We start from the raw sequence: 15039 nt of genomic DNA, 5'->3' as shown, positions 1-15039 counted from the left end.
ACAACTCCTCGCCACCTGGCACGGCACCTGCCCCACCTGCAGACGCCCCACCGCCCACCGCAAACCCAGACCGAGCTAACAAAGCACTACTAGGCCCTGTCCACCCACCGCCGTTCACGGCGGTGCGTGTCCCGGATGCGGTGCGCCGGCCGGGCGTTCGACGGTGCGCGCGGTGCCACGAAAGAGTGGACATTACGCCGACCGATGGGCGATCCGCGGCCACCCGCCCGGACACTTGCCGGGCCCGGCCCCGTCCTGACCAGCGCATACACCGCATCACCCCAGGTCAAGGCACTGTTGACACCGCGCCTGCCCCGCCCGCTACGTTCGATCACGTCCACCGCAGGACGACCGACCGGGAAATCCTTCCCGGGCAACGCGCACGCGACCGGGCCCCGGTGGCCGGCAGGCCACCCACCGCCAGACCCGGCATCGCACGCGCGGCAGCCCCGGGAAGCCGCCACCGTGCGGCTCGCGGCCGTCAGGGCAGCACCCGTGCGCCTGCCTTGCCGACCACGAGCGCCGACCCGACGGCCGGTGCGACCCGGGTGGGACCCGGCCGCCCAGTAGACAACGGCCCCCGAGACCCGCAGCCAGCCGGTCCGGGGCCGGCCCGAAGGGCGACCGGTCCCACCTGCCGAACACCACGACCCGAGGCCCCGCCCCGAGCACCCGGCCGCATGGCGCCCCCGGCGGCTCCGTACGCGAACCCCCGGCCCCCGAAGCCGTGTTGGACCACACGGGCCGACGGCCGTACGCGACGATTTGCAACTGGCGGACCGCCGCCGAGGACCCACGCCACGACGACACCGGGCTCGAAGGGGAGTCGCTCCAGAACCCGTTGTCGACGGTCCAGGACCACGCGCCTGCCGTCCGGCGGCGTCGCCTCGGGAGCCCTGAACATCCGGCACGCGTGGCCCGCCGACCCGAGCGATCCGCGGCACCGGGTCGACCCGGGCCGACCCGGTTCGGCATGTGCGGGGTGCGTCCGGGTAGCCGCGCCACGGCACGCCGGACGCACCGGGGCCGCGCCGGTCGACTCGCGAAACCCCAGGGCCGGTGTGGACGTTGTAGCGTACGCAGCCGTACCCGACCACGACGGAACGTGACCGCCGCACGGGCCGCCGCGCCCCGGCGCCCGGCCCCGGCGGCCCGCGAGGAGACGATGTGAGCGCCCCCGACGAGCAGAAGCAGGACACCTTCGGCGACCTCGGCAAGGTGCTCGTGATCATCCCGACCTACAACGAGTCGGACAACATCGCGGACATCGTCGGCCGATTGCGCGCCGCCGCGCCCGGGGTCGACGTCCTGATCGCCGACGACAACAGTCCCGACGGCACCGGTGCCATCGCCGACGGACTCGCCGAACACGACCCGCACGTGCAGGTGCTGCACCGCAAGGGCAAGGAGGGGCTGGGCGCCGCGTACCTCGCCGGGTTCCACTGGGGGCTCGACCGCGGCTACGACGTCCTCGTCGAGATGGACGCCGACGGCTCCCACCAGCCCGAGCAGCTCCCGCGGCTGCTGGAGGCGGCACGCGGCGCCGACCTCGTCCTCGGCTCGCGCTGGGTCCCCGGCGGCGCGATCGTGAACTGGCCCACGTCCCGCAAGCTGCTCTCGCGGGGCGGCAGCACGTACTCGCGCCTCATGCTCGGCCTCGACCTGCGCGACATCACCGGCGGATTCCGGGCGTTCCGCAGGGAGACGCTGCTGGGCATCGACATGGACTCGATCGCCTCGCAGGGCTACTGCTTCCAGGTCGACCTCGCCTGGCGTGCCGCCCGCCGCGGGTTCCGCGTCGTCGAGGTGCCGATCACGTTCGTGGAACGTGAGCGCGGCGACAGCAAGATGAGCCGCACCATCGTCGCCGAGGCGCTGTGGCGCGTCACCGCGTGGGGCACCGGGCACCGCCTCGGGCAGCTGCGCGACGCCGCACGCGGCGCGGCGCCCGGCATCGGACGACGCGACGCCGACACCGATTCCCCCGGCGATTCCGAAGGCGAAAGTCAGCCGGACGCCTTGAACGCGTCAGACACATCGGACGCGGGGGCGAAGCCGCCGCGGCCGTCCGGGCCCGCGCCGGGTGCCAAGGGCGCAGCTGACGACGGTGGGAACACTCCAGGCCGCTGAGGCGTCTACCAGGGGGAGGGGAATCACCGCGCGGCCCACCACCGCGACCGGCGGCTACCCTCCTACCGCCGCACGCACCCCGCGGCACGCATACCGCACGACCGCTCCCGGAACCGCCCGGGGGCGGGCCCACCCGGACCGTACGGACGGCGTCCGCCGTACCGGCCCCGGGATCGGAAGGGAGACCCCGACACCATGCGCCGCGCCGCAATCCTGCTGCCCCTGGTCGCCCTGCCGATCCTGGAGATCTACCTGATCAGCCGCGTCGGCAGCGCCATCGGCGCGGGCAACACCGTCCTGCTGCTCCTGGCCGGCGTGGTCGCCGGTTCGCTGGCCATCAAGTACGCAGGCCGCCGCGCGCTCAACCGCCTCGCCAAGGCCGCCGCCGCGAACGCGGGCCCCGCGGAGACGGTCTCCGCCGTCCCGACGCCGGAGACCAACAAGGCCGCGGCCGATGCGGGCCTGGTGGTGCTGGGCGGCATCCTGCTGATCATCCCGGGCTTCCTGTCCGACGCGCTCGGCATCCTGTGCCTGCTGCCCTTCACCCGTCCGCTGCTGCGCCGGGCGATCGGCGGCGCGGTCGGCAGCCAGCTGGCCCGCCGCACCAAGTTCGGGGCGGCCGTCGGCCAGGCCCGGCAGGCGCAGGACCAGATGCGCATGCACGCCCCCGACGGCCGCGTGGTGCCCGGCGAGGTCGTCGAGGGCACCGTCGTCGACCAGAACGGCGCGACCGTGTGGCGCCCCGGCGACAACGTCGGCGACCAGGGCCCCGGCCGCCTCCCCGGCTGATCCGCACGTCCGATCCCAGGTCAGCCCCGTGCCGCCGCCGGGGCCTGCGGCGGCACGAGTGCATCGATGCGCAACTCGTCTACTACGTCGCCCAGAGCCTCGTCGGCTACATCGGCGGGCCAGACGGCGACGCCTCGTTGTTCCCGCACGACGGCGACCACGCGTCCCTGGTCGTCCTGGAAGTCCCTTCGACAGCCTGCCGTTTGGCGCATGCGGCCCCCCGGCGGGGGGCGCGCCCGCATCACGTGTCGATCGGGCCGGGCCACCGGCGTGTGCGGGCGTGGACGAGGTGCGCTCGTCCCTTGAACGTGCGGACGGCCGCCTGCCCGGGGGCGGCGGCCGTCGTGGACGTGTGGTGTCGTCGTTGCGGGGATGTTCCGGGGACAGTTCGGCGGTCAGGCCGTCTTACGGTTGTCCCGCGGGTCGTGGTGCAGGTCGATGCCTCCGGACCGCAGCACGGCCAGGCGCTCGGCGAGGACTTCCTCCAGCTCCTCGCGCGTGCGCCGCTCCATCAGCATGTCCCAGTGCGTACGCGCGGGCTTGTTCTTCTTCTCCTCCGGCGGGGCGCCGTCCACCAGCTGGGCGACCGCGCCGCAGCTGCGGCACTCCCAGACCGGGGGGATCTCCGCCTCGACGGAGAACGGCATCTCGAACCGGTGACCGCGGGGACACGCGTACTCGACGGTGCGACGCGGGGCCAGGTCGATTCCACGGTCGGTCTCGTAGCTGGTGGCGCCGAGGCGCGTGCCGCGGAGAGCTCGCTCACTCATGAAATCGTGCCTCCTGGGCTTGAAGTCCACTGCGACAGCCGTGGCTGCCTGTTCGATCGATCAACGTGCGGAGGGCGCCGAAGATTCCCGGTGGTGCCGGGCATCGCGGTCCCTGGGTCCGTGTCGCCCGGGTAACTACCCGCATTCGGACGTTTCATCACATCTCGGATGCGGCGTGGCGGCCTTCGGGGTACCGTCCGCGGCCGAGTGGCGCACATAACGTACAGAAGCTGCCCAACAGCGATCAAAAACTGACATCAGGTGCCGAGTGCGAGACGCGTCACACTGCATCGCACCGCACCGCACCGCACCGCCGCACCGTCCCGCCGCACTGTCGGCCCGCCACCCCGGCGGACCCGTGAGCCCGACCCGTCACCGCGGCTCGACCAGCTCCGCCCACACGACTTTCCCCGTGTCCGTCGGCCGCACCCCCCAGTCCGCCGCCAACGCGGCCACGATCATCAGCCCTCGGTGCCGCTCGTCCCCCTCGGCCGCGGCCATCCGCCGCGGCAGCCGACCATCGTGGTCCGCCACCTGCACCACCAGCCGCCCGGGACGGTGCCCGAGCCGCAGCTCCATCGGCGTACGCGCGTGCTCCACCGCGTTCACCACCAGCTCCGTCACCACGGAGCACGCCGCGTCCCCCAGCCCCGGCAACCGCCACTGCGCCAGCACCGACCGGGCGAACGACCGCGCCTCCCGCCCGGCCTTCGCCGTCGGCGGCAACTCCAGCGCGGCCGCCCGCTCGCGGCCCTCCCGCGCCCGTACCAGCAGCAGCGCCACGTCGTCGTGCTCGCGCCCGGTGAGCATCCCGCCCATCAACCGGTCGCACGTGTCCTGCACACCGTCGGGATTCCGCGCCGCCCCGCCCACCTCCGCCGTGAACAACTGCAGCCGGTCCGTCAGCGACACATCGTGCCGCTCCACCAACCCGTCCGTGTACAGCAGAAGCCGGTCGCACGCCCGGAACACCACGTCCGCGTCCTCGAACGTCGCGCCCTCCACACCCAGCGGCACCCCGAGGTCGTCGTCCAGCAGCCGCACCGAGCCGTCCGCCGTGATCAACGCCGGCGGCAGGTGCCCCGCGTTCGACCACCGCACCGAGTCGTGCCACGGGTCGTACACCGCGTAGACGCACGTCGTGATCTGGTCCTCCGCACCCATCCCCGCCATCATCCGGTTCAGATGCCGCATCACCTGCGCCGGCGGCAGGTCCATCACCGCGTACGCCCGCACCGCCGTACGCAGCTGCCCCATCACCGCCGCCGCGGCCAGCCCCCGCCCCATCACGTCGCCGATCACCAGCGCGACCCGCCCCGCCGACAACGGGATCACGTCGAACCAGTCCCCGCCCACCTGCGAGCCCCGCGCCCCCGGCAGGTACCGGCACGCGATCTCCAGCGCCTCGATGTCCGGCAGCTCCGGCGGCAGCAGCGAACGCTGCAACCGCACCGCCGTGTCCCGCACACTCCGGTACAGCCGGGCGTTCTCGATCGCCGCCGCGGCCTGCGACGCGATGCCCAGCGCCAACTGCTCGTCCCGCTCGGTGAAGATGTCCGGCTTCGAGTGCGAGAACGCGAACGCCCCCAGCCCCTTGCCCTCCCGGCTCACCACCGGCACGCCCAGGTAGCTGCGCACCGGCAGCGCCTCCGGGTCGTCGGCCACCGGCGCCGGGTGCCAACGCCCCGGGTGCTCCGCGACGTCCCCGGACCGTACGACGTCCGCGCCCAGGTGCGCGAGCGTCAGCCGGACCCCGGGGTCGGGCAGCAGCGGATGCGGCGTGCCGCCGCGCACCGCCGCGGCGTGCCGGATGTCGTCGAGCCCGTCGTCCCGGTCGCAGTCCCGGTACAGCAGGATCCCGTGCTCCGCCGCGATCACCTTCGTGGCCGCGTCGGTCGCGGTCTGCACCAGCTGGTCCAGGTCCAGTTCCCGGGTCAGCTGCTGCCCGACGCTGTACAGCGTCTCCACGATGTGCGTCTCCTGCTCCAGGCGGCGCTGCTTGATGCGCAGCTGCTCGGCCTGGGTCCGCACGCGCCCCCGGTACGTCTCGACCGTGCGCGCCTGCTCCACCGTCGTGTCCTCGGTGGCCGCGAGCAACTGCTCGAGCGCGTCCAGGCGCGCGGCGGTCATCTGCCCGTTGCGCGGCGTCGGCACCGGGGTCGGCGGGGCGGGCAGCAGCGCCAGGCGGGTCGCGGCGGTCAGGCTGCGCAGCGCCTCGGCGGCGGCGGCCGGGATGTGGTGGCCGCTGTAGAGGAGGACGGCGAACAACTCGCCGTCGGGGAGGGTTCCCGCGTACCCGAGCACGGTGCGGGTGCCGTGCAGGGCGGCCATCTGGTCGGGGATGTGCGCGATGGCGTGGCGCTCGGCGTCGGCGTCCGGGTCGGTGCCCATGAGCGGGGCCGGCCGCGGGGCAGCCTCGGGGTCTGCCGCGGCGGCCGGGGCGGACGCGGGGTCGTTGGGCGGGCGCGGACCGGCGGGGCCGCGGCCCGGGAACCGCGGGACGGTCTCCGGCACGTACGCGGCCGGCGGTTCGAGCGGCGGTTCGGCGAACGCCTCGGGCAGTGATCCGGGCACCGATCCGGGGAGTGCTTCGGGCAGTGACTCGGGGATCGTCTCGGCGAGGGTCTCGCGCACGGTGGCGCGGACCGTCTCGGCGACCGCCCCCGCGGCGGCCGCGGGGAACGACAGCGCGGCGCCCGGCGGCGCGGGGATGGCGGCGGCGTGCGCAGGATACGCGGCGAACGTGCCTGTGTCCGTGCGGGAGTTCGTCGCGGCGCGCGGGTCTCTGTCCGTGTGCGGGTCCGGGTACTGCGCGGTGTCCGCCACCGCATCCACGGCGTCGGGCGGGGCCGAGGCCGGCTCGGACAGCGCCAGGCCCGCGGGCAGCCCCGGCGGACCGGGCGGCCGCGGCACGGACACCGCTTCCGGCGTCCCGGCGGACTCCGGCACGCGCAGGGCCGGCACACCGCCCCGCGGTGTCGCGTCGCCGCAGATCCCGAGGTCGCGCAGCACCGCGTCCAGGGCCGGGTGCAGCGGCGCGGGCACGCCGGGGCCGGCGAGGGGGATCAGGTCGGGTGCGCCGGGGTGCCCGGGCCCGAACGCGCCGTCGCCGGCCAGGAGTTCGAGGACGCGGTCACCGGCGTCGCCGCCGCGGCGGCGGGACGTCGCGTACACCCGCACGAGGCCGAGCTGCGGTGCTCCGGCGGCCGCGTCCGCGAACGCGCCGCGCAAGTGCCGAGCCAGGGCCCGGGCGGCCTCCTCCGGGGTCGTCGCGGCGGCCGTGGCCTGCCGCAGGTCGGAGCCGCAGACGACGAGGTCGCTGGCGGTGAGGTTCGCGAGGTCGAACACGGGCGTCCACGTCCTCGGCTGCGGTCCCGGGCGGTGTGTCGGTGGTCCATCATGGCGCGGGGCCCGGTCCGGTGAGCGTGGTTCGGCATATTGAGACCCGCTTGGGCGCGAACGGTCGGATACGGGAGCATTACGACGCCGACCTCCGTACCTGCGCCGCGCGCCCGCCACCCATGCCACACCTCAGTCGCACTCTTGATCACTCCCGTGCCGCGCAGGGCCCGGAACGTGCCGTGGCCCCGCGAGGAACATCCTCCCGGGGCCACGGCCGCCACCAGCACATCTCGCGGTTATTCACTCGAACGGACTACCCGCGATGGTCATTTCGGACGCGGAGGGCGCCGGTGTCGGATCGGCTTTCGCCCGGTTCCGATCGCCCGGCGCCCACCAGCTGGTCTGTTCACCCCGAGCCGGCGCCGGCTCAGTGCGACTTCACGAGCGACGGAGCGCCGCCGCCCGCGCCGGACAGCCCGGTCGTCACCGGGACCGTCCCCTCGGGCCGCCCGTCGGACACGGCACCCGCCGCCCCGGCCGCGCCGGCCGAGGCCGCGTCCGGCGCGCGCGAGCCGGCGGCCAGGACGACGTCCGGAAGCAGGTCCAGGATCCGCCGCCGGTCCGGCTCGGGGGTGTCGTCCTCCAGCGGGTCCGGCGTGTACGGGGTCTGCAGCCGGATCACCGGGCCCGCGCCGAGCCGCGCGTACCCGCGCCCCGGCGGCATCGCGTCGCCGCCCGTGATGCCCGGCTCCGCACCGAGCGCCGCGACCAGCGTGTCCGTGTCCAGCGGCCCGAGCGCGATCCGGGTGTGCGTCTCGCCGAGCAGCCCCGGGTGCAGCCGGGCCAGCTGGGTGGGCCGCGCGGTGGTCACCACGCTGATGTGCGTGGTGCGGCCCAGGCGCAGCGGCAGGTCGAGGAGTTCGTACACGTCGGACGCCGACGCCCCGGTGGCGTCGGCGAGTTCGGCGGGCTCGTCGAGCAGCACCAGCAACGGGCGCCGGGCCTCCTCCGGCACCGGTACGCCGGCCGCCTTCGCGTCGCCGATCGCCGCGGCGCGGCGCGTGGTCTCGGCGTGCAGCCACGTGAGCGTCTCGCGGACCTGGTCGGCCGTGGAGTCCACGCGCAGCACACCCACCCGGCCGGCGAGGTACGCGAAGTCGCCCGACCCCGTCGCGTCGATCGCGATCAGGTCTCCGTCGCGCAGCGCCTGTAGCGCGATGGTGCGCAGCAGGGTGGTCTTCCCGGCGGCGGGTCCGGCGACGGCGAGTAGGTGCGGCGCGTTGGTGCGGGTGCCGGTACGCCAGATGACGGGCGGCAGTTGGTGCACGTTCGCCGCGGGGGCGCCGTTCACGGGGGCGGTGGCCGCCGCGGGCGGGGCGCCCGCGGCCTTGTCGACCGGCGCGCCCGCGGGTTCGGCGGGGTCGCCCGGGGTCATCGACACGGGGATGAGGCGGTTGGTGGAGCTGGCGTCGGTGAACCCGAGGACGATCTCGCAGGGCGCGGTCACGTACGGCTGGGCGGGCACCGGGCCGGGGAGCGGCGGGAGCGCGGCGACGGTGAGGCGGTTGTTCTCGGTGTCCCAGTCGTACAGGTACTCGCGGGCGCGGCCGGCCTTGGCCTCGATGACGCGTTCGATGCGTGCCCGGGCGTCGGGGTCGTCGTCGGTGAAGTAGGGGGAGTAGCGAAGTTCGAGGCGGGTCAGGCGGTCGCCGTCGAACTCGTGGTGCTCGAACGCCTTGGCGTACTCGCCGCCGGGCACGAACAGCCCCGCCGGGTCGTGGTCGTCGGCCAGGTGCGGGACGAGCCCGTTGTAGACGGCCTGGAGCCGGCCGTCGCCGGGCGGCGGGCCCGGCGGAGGCGGCGGTGTGCGGTCGCGGCCCATCCAGGCGGCCCCGGCCATGACGGCGGCGAGGGCCAGGAGCGGCCCGAACGGCAGGAAGTAGAGCAGGACCGCGGAGACGGCGACGCCGACGGCGGCCGCCTTGCGCTTGTCCGGCGGGGCCTCCTTCCACCACGTGCGGGCCCAGGCCGCCTCGCGGCGCAGGCCGCGGCCAAGGTGCAGGAGCGGGGAGAACATGTCGCGGGCGTGGTGGCGTACGCGGTCGAGGTGGGCGCGGCCGTTGCTCAGTCCGGCCCGGGTCGCGTGCAGGCCGTTGCGGGTGGCGGCGGCGACGCGGCGGGACAGGGCGGGCGCGGTGGGCGGCAGGGGGGACGGCACGGGGGCTCCTGGGGCGGCAGGGGTTTCTTGCGGGGTGCTGCGGGACGGCAGAGAGGGGGCGTGTCGCGGCCGGCGGCCCGTCCGGACGGGGGTACGCGCAAGGCCCCGACTCGTCGCCGAGCCAGGGCCGGGTACGCGGGTGCCGCCGTGGGCGGGCGGCTCCGAACGTGCCGTGCAGCCGAACGGATGTCCGGTGCGGTTAGAAGTTCAGCCCGCCGAGCAGGCTGGCGAGGCTGTTGCCACTGGCCGTGATGTGCGGGGCGATGGCGGTGCTGGCCAGATAGAAGCCGAAGAGCGCGCAGACGAGGGCGTGCGAGATCTTCATCCCGTCCTTGCGGAAGAACAGGAAGGCGATGACGCCGAGCAGCAGGACTCCGGAGATGGACAGGACCACGATGACTCCTGGGGGCGGTGCACTGGGGTGTGCACGTGGTGCGGGTGGGACGGCGGCGGACCACGACGCCATGGACTTCGAATGTCACAAACATCACAGAAAGTGGTCTTATCCTTACAAATGGTGAGAGCGATGCAACCCGACAAACGGGTTAAATCGCCACCAAAACCACCCGGCTCGCCGCTGATCAGCGGCGTTCCCGGCCGCTCACCGCCAGTCGCACCGCCGCGGCGAGTCCACCCGTACGGCCCACCCCAGCCCGCGCCACGCCCCGACAGCGGGGCCGCGACCCCCGTTTCCGTAGGGTTGGCCCCGGCACAGATCCTGGGTACGGGTCCACGACCCCCGGGCATCGACCCCGGCACGGAATCCGAACCGGATCAGGCACAGGACCACGTACAGCGGCGAAAGGACGTGAGCGCGGGTGGCGGTCCGATGACAGTTCTCCTGGTGGTGCACCACAGCCCGTCCCCGACCCTGGCCGAACTCCTGGAGTGCGCCCTGACCGGAGCCCGCGACCCCGACATCACCGGCGTCGAGATCCGGGTGCGCCCCGCCCTGGTGTGCTCACCGCAGGAAGCCCTCGAAGCCGACGGCTACCTCCTCGGCACCCCCGCCAACATCGGCTACATGTCCGGCGCCCTCAAGCACTGGTTCGACCAGATGCTCTACCTCGACGCGCACGGCGCCCAGCGCAAGCCGTACGGCCTCTACGTGCACGGCAACAGCGACACCGCCGGCGCCGTCCGCTCCGTCGAGACGGCCGCCGCCGCGATGGACCTGCGCCGCGTACGCCCGCCCGTCGAGATCACCGGCCCCGTCACCAAGGATGCCCGCGAAGCCTGCACCGAACTCGGCGCCGTGGTCGCCGCGGAGCTGATGGACTAGCCGGCACCTCCCCGACCGGGGTCATTGCTGCCCCGTCGTTGCGGCCGGGTCACCGCGGCTTCAGCGGAACCTCCGTACGTGTCGGCGTCGCCCACACCCGATCGTCCGACGGCCCCAGGTCGCCCTTCGCGGGGTCGCCCGGCGCGGCCGGCTCCAGCACGGCCCGCCCGTCACGAGCCAGCAGCCAGCCGGTGGCCGCCGCGGGAGCTGCGGGAGCCGCCCCCGGCGAACGGCCTTCCAGGGGACGCCCGGCAGGCACCGTCGCATCGACCCGCTCCCACACACCGCCCGCGAAACGCCACAGGCCCGCGGACCCGGTCCGCGCGCACGGCTCACCCGGCGGCATCGCGTACCGGGCCATGGCCGCGTACAGGATGTCCCCGTTGAAGAACATCTCGTCGAACATCACGCCCGCGGGCGTGATGGGCCGAGCCACCTCGCCCAGATCGGAACCGCGCAGCACGTACACCCCCTGAGGGCTGCCGCACGACCCGTAGCCCGTCGCGACGGCCACCTTGTCACCGGCCGCGCTCGTGGCCACCGTCCCGACCACCGACCCCGCGACATCGTGCGACGGACCGACCTGCCCCGACACCGGGTCCACCAGCCACAGCCGCTCCGACGCCTGCGCCCCGCCCGACTCGTGGACCAGCAGCCTGCCCCCGACCGCGCCGCGCAGCGACTTCGAACCGACCGCATCGGCGGGGAACGCCGGAACGGACGACCCGATCTCGTCGAGCGTGTGCGCGTTGTAGCGGGTCAGCGTGCCGTCCACGTCCATACGCAGCACCAGGTCGCCCGTCGGCGGGCCACCGCCGGGGTCGGTGACCGCGGCGTCCTGCACGAGCGCCGGAGGGCCGGACCCTCCCGAGCCGCCCGCGCAGTCGTCGCATGGCTTCTCGACCGGCTTCGTGCCCGGCCCGGCCCACGAGAACAGCGTCCGCTCGTCCGCACCCACCAGCAGCGTGTGGTCCGCGGACCAGGCCAGCCAGCCCGGCGGACGGTCCGCGGCACGCACCGGGTGGGAGGTCGCGCCGTCGTAGGCGTACAGCGTGCCGTCCTGCACGTACGCCGCCTGCGTACGCTCCGCGAGCGCCACCGGCGCCCCGGGCGAACCCGACGGCCCGGGAGACTGCCCGGCCGTCGGCGCGGAAGTCGGCCCCGGTGGCGGGCCGTTGCGGATCCGGTCGACCAGGCCGGCGATGTCCAGCATGCCGCGCCCGGTGCCGCGCTTCCCGCGGTCGTCCTCGTCCACGCCGCCGGGATCCGCGGTGTCCACGAGGGCCCGCGAGACCTCCTCGGCCGTCGCGTCCGGCCGTACGAAACGCGCTACGGCCGCCGCCGCGGCGACGTGCGGGGCCGCCTGCGACGTGCCCTGGAGCCCTGCGTACTTGCCGCCCGGCGCCAGGGACAGCACCAGGCCGCCCCCGTGCCCCGGTGGCAGCAGAGCCGCCTGCTGCCCGCCCGGCGCGACCAGGTCCACATCGTCGTTCTTCGACGAGTACGCCATCACCTCGCGGTCGTCGTTCACCGCGCCTACGTTCACGACACCGTCGTACACACTCGGGACCTGCCGCTGATGGCGGTCCTCGCAGTCGTTGTCGAACGGGTTCCCCGCGAACCGCTCACCGCAGTTCCCGGCCGAGCCCACCAGCACCACCCCGCCCGCCCGCGCGAACTCCACCGCCGCCGCCCCGAACGCCAACGCGTCGCGGTACTCCGGCAGCTGGTACAGCGAGTACGCCCCGCCGAACGACATGTTCGCGACGTCCGCCCCGTGGTTCACCGCCCAGGTCAGCCCGGTCCACCACGACGGCCCCTGCGGATTGGCCTTCTTCAGGTGCACCGGCACATCCAGCACCGACACCCCGGGGGCGACACCGACGATGCCGCCGTTGCCGCGCCGCGCGGCCACGATCCCGGCGACGTGCGTACCGTGGCCCTCCTCGTCGAGCGCGCCCTCGCCCTCGTAGTGGCGGCGCCCGACCACCGCCCCCGCGAGATCCGGATGTCCCGCGTCGACACCGGTGTCGATGACGGCCACCACGACCCCGGTCCCGTCCGGCCACGGCAGGTCCGCGGAGTTCTCGGGGGCACCGAGCAGGTCCAGTGGCCACTGGTCGCCGCGCCGGTCGTCCTCCTGCGTCGGAGCCGCCGGGGCTACCTGAGTCGATGGAGACGAGAGCGCGGAAGGAGCCGGAGCGGCAGCGGGGGAGAGCGCGTGCGGCGTCATCGGCGGCGCCACCGCCGCGACGACCACCGCCGGATCCCGCGCCAGCACCGCCCGGCGCGCCTCCACGTCCCCCGGCGCAACGTACTCGGTCGCCACCGACAGGCAGGAGCCGTCCACGCGCATCACGTCCAGCGGCACCAGCCCGGCGTCCGCCGCGGGCACAGGCCCGGTACGCGTCGCGTCCTCGCACCGCGGGCCGGGCTTCGCCGCACGGATCAGCGCCAACTGGCGTGCGTCGAGCACCGCTTCGGCCCGCACCCGGGCATCCGCTCCGCCGCCGCGGTCGTCCCGCAGCACGACCACCAGGACGGCGGCGAGAACGGCGGCCGCAATCACCGCGGCCGTCACCATGAACGCCGCGCGGCGGCCCCGACCGCCCGGGGCCCTCACGGCGCGCTCCCCGCACGTCGAGGACCGCGCTCGGCCCGTACCGTCCCGATGCCCGTCAACGTCGCACTCGCCCCGGTCACGGTCGCCGACCATACCGCGACCCGCGCACGCGCTCCCCGGCCTCGTCCCGGACGCGCGGCCGGCGGCGTCACGCGAACCGGGGCCAAGTCACGCGACGTCGGCTGTCGAGTCAGGTGTCGAGCCAGGTGTCGAATCGGTTGTCGAGTCGGTTGTCCGATTCAGGTGCCGATCAGCGCCAACGACGCCCACAACGCCGTGACCGACAGGACCAGGGCGGCCGGCACCGTGAGCAGCCCCAGCCTGGTGAACTCGCCCAACCCCACCTCCGCCCCCTGCTCACGCATGATGCGGCGCCACAGCAACGTGGCCAGCGAACCGGCGTACGTGAGGTTCGGACCGATGTTCACCCCGAGCAGCACCGCAAGCACCGCACCCGAGCCCATCGGACCGGCCAGCGGCAGCATCACCAACACCGCGGGCAGGTTGTTGACGACGTTCGCCAGCACCGCCGCCAACGCCGCGACGGCCAGCAGTGCGGGCAACCCGGTGCCGTGCGGCACCACATGCCCCAGCGCGTCGGCCAACCCGTTGTCCACGACCGCCCGGACCACCAGGCCCAGCCCCAGCACGAACGCCAGGAACGGCAGCGCCGCCGCCCGTACCAACGCGCCCGGCGTGGTGCGCCGCCGCAGTAGCGCCCGGATCGCCAGCACCGCCGCACCGGCCGCCGCCGCCCACGCCGGATCCACGTCCGCCGCCGACGCCACCAGGAACCCCGCCAGCGTGCCCAGCACCGTCACCAGCGCGAACACCGGGAAGGCCGGGGCGTCCACGCGCGGCGGCACCTCCGGCACGGCCGCGAGATCGGCCCGGAAGAACCGCCGGAACACCACGTACTCCACGGCGATCGCGACCACCCACGGCAGCAGCATCAACGCCGCGAAACGGACGAAGCTCAGCCCGCTGACCGCGAACGCCAGCAGGTTCGTCAGGTTCGACACCGGCAGGAGCAGCGACGCCGTGTTCGACAGATGCGCACACGCGTACACATGCGGCCGCGCCCGCACCCCGGCCCGCGCGGCCGTCACGAACACCACCGGCGTCAGCAGCACGATCGTCGCGTCGAGGCTCAGCACCGCAGTGATAAGCGAGGCCAGCGCGAACACCTGCACCAACAGACCACGCGGACGCCCCGCCGCCGCTCGGGCCATCCATACACCGCACGCCTCGAACAGGCCCTCCTCGTCGCACAACCGCGCGAGAACCAGCACCGCGGCGAGAAAGCCGATCACCGGCCCGAGCCGCTCCGCCTCCTCCCGCGCGGCACCCAGGGATATCGCCCCCGTCGCCACCACGACGCCCGCCGCGGGAACCGCCACCACGGCCTCCGGCAGCCCCCGCGGCCGGACCACCGCAAAACCGAGGACCGCCAGGAGAAGGACGACGGAGAGCGCTTCCGCGGACGCGGCGTTCAGGGGTACGGCCTTTCGGAACTCGGTGGCCAGACGGTCGCGCGACCGGGCGGCCGCCAGGACGGGTTGGTCGGTACGGCAGTGGTTCTGCGGTCGGCACGCGATGGTACGCAGCCGCGATGCGCCCGCCCCGACCGGCACTCGCCCCCGGCACCCCGACCTGCCCGCGGCCGGGGGAGGACAGACCCGGCAGGCGCGGCGGACGACGCCCGGCCGGACCGGACGGGACCGTGGCGGAGCGTACGGCCGCGCCGGACGCAGCGGCCACACCCGGACGGTATTCGGACGACACCCGGCGCACATCGGACAACGACGCCATCGGGGCCGCGGGAGCCCAGACACTGACGCCCGGTCGGCCTGGTCGGCCCGGGCAGAGACCGGGCCGACCAGGC

10 protein-coding genes are annotated in these 15039 nt (G+C 74.5%); 3 read left to right on the top strand and 7 right to left on the bottom strand.

The genetic code is table 11. The features are described from left to right. Nucleotides 1–1167: 1167 nt before the first annotated feature. Together ACWD12_RS40430 and ACWD12_RS40425 are read left to right on the top strand one after the other, a co-directional pair. Nucleotides 1168–2130: a polyprenol monophosphomannose synthase gene (locus tag ACWD12_RS40430; protein WP_450103858.1), complete on the top strand. Its 963-nt coding sequence runs from the start codon at nt 1168–1170 to the stop codon at nt 2128–2130. Between the two features lie 195 nt (nt 2131–2325). Beyond that, nucleotides 2326–2919, top strand: a complete 594-nt coding sequence (locus ACWD12_RS40425) for an FxsA family protein (RefSeq protein ID WP_450103857.1) — start codon at nt 2326–2328, stop codon at nt 2917–2919. Between the two features lie 20 nt (nt 2920–2939). On the opposite strand, the gene ACWD12_RS40420 is transcribed toward ACWD12_RS40425, so the two are convergent. The 5 genes from ACWD12_RS40420 to ACWD12_RS40400 form a co-directional block, all read right to left on the bottom strand. Then, nucleotides 2940–3131 (bottom strand): hypothetical protein, encoded by a 192-nt coding sequence (locus ACWD12_RS40420; protein WP_450103856.1) that lies wholly within the window; start codon nt 3129–3131, stop codon nt 2940–2942. A 183-nt stretch (nt 3132–3314) separates the two neighbouring features. After that, nucleotides 3315–3689, bottom strand: coding sequence for an RNA polymerase-binding protein RbpA (locus tag ACWD12_RS40415; RefSeq protein WP_358356820.1), 375 nt, complete (start codon nt 3687–3689; stop codon nt 3315–3317). Nucleotides 3690–4061: 372 nt separating this feature from the next. Continuing rightward, on the bottom strand, nt 4062–7037 hold the full coding sequence (locus ACWD12_RS40410; protein WP_450103855.1) for an ATP-binding SpoIIE family protein phosphatase: 2976 nt from the start codon (nt 7035–7037) through the stop codon (nt 4062–4064). 421 nt (nt 7038–7458) lie between these two features. Beyond that, a complete protein-coding gene (locus ACWD12_RS40405) occupies nt 7459–9249 on the bottom strand; it encodes an ATP-binding protein (RefSeq protein WP_450103854.1) in 1791 nt (596 codons plus the stop codon). Nucleotides 9250–9448: 199 nt separating this feature from the next. Continuing rightward, entirely contained in the window at nt 9449–9643 is a 195-nt protein-coding gene (locus ACWD12_RS40400; protein WP_358356814.1) for a hypothetical protein, read from the bottom strand. Between the two features lie 435 nt (nt 9644–10078). On the opposite strand from ACWD12_RS40400, the gene ACWD12_RS40395 reads away from it, so the two are divergent. Then, nucleotides 10079–10531 carry a flavodoxin family protein gene (locus ACWD12_RS40395; RefSeq protein WP_450103853.1) on the top strand — a complete coding sequence of 151 codons (453 nt, stop codon included), beginning with the start codon at nt 10079–10081 and terminating at the stop codon, nt 10529–10531. A 49-nt stretch (nt 10532–10580) separates the two neighbouring features. On the opposite strand, the gene ACWD12_RS40390 is transcribed toward ACWD12_RS40395, so the two are convergent. Beyond that, entirely contained in the window at nt 10581–13154 is a 2574-nt protein-coding gene (locus tag ACWD12_RS40390; protein WP_450103852.1) for a S8 family peptidase, read from the bottom strand. 239 nt (nt 13155–13393) lie between these two features. Then, nucleotides 13394–14650 carry an SLC13 family permease gene (locus ACWD12_RS40385; protein ID WP_450103859.1) on the bottom strand — a complete coding sequence of 419 codons (1257 nt, stop codon included), beginning with the start codon at nt 14648–14650 and terminating at the stop codon, nt 13394–13396. Between the last annotated feature and the right edge of the window lie 389 nt (nt 14651–15039).

The organism is Streptodolium elevatio, assembly GCF_053592165.1.
This window is presented reverse-complemented; position numbering and strand designations above follow the sequence as displayed.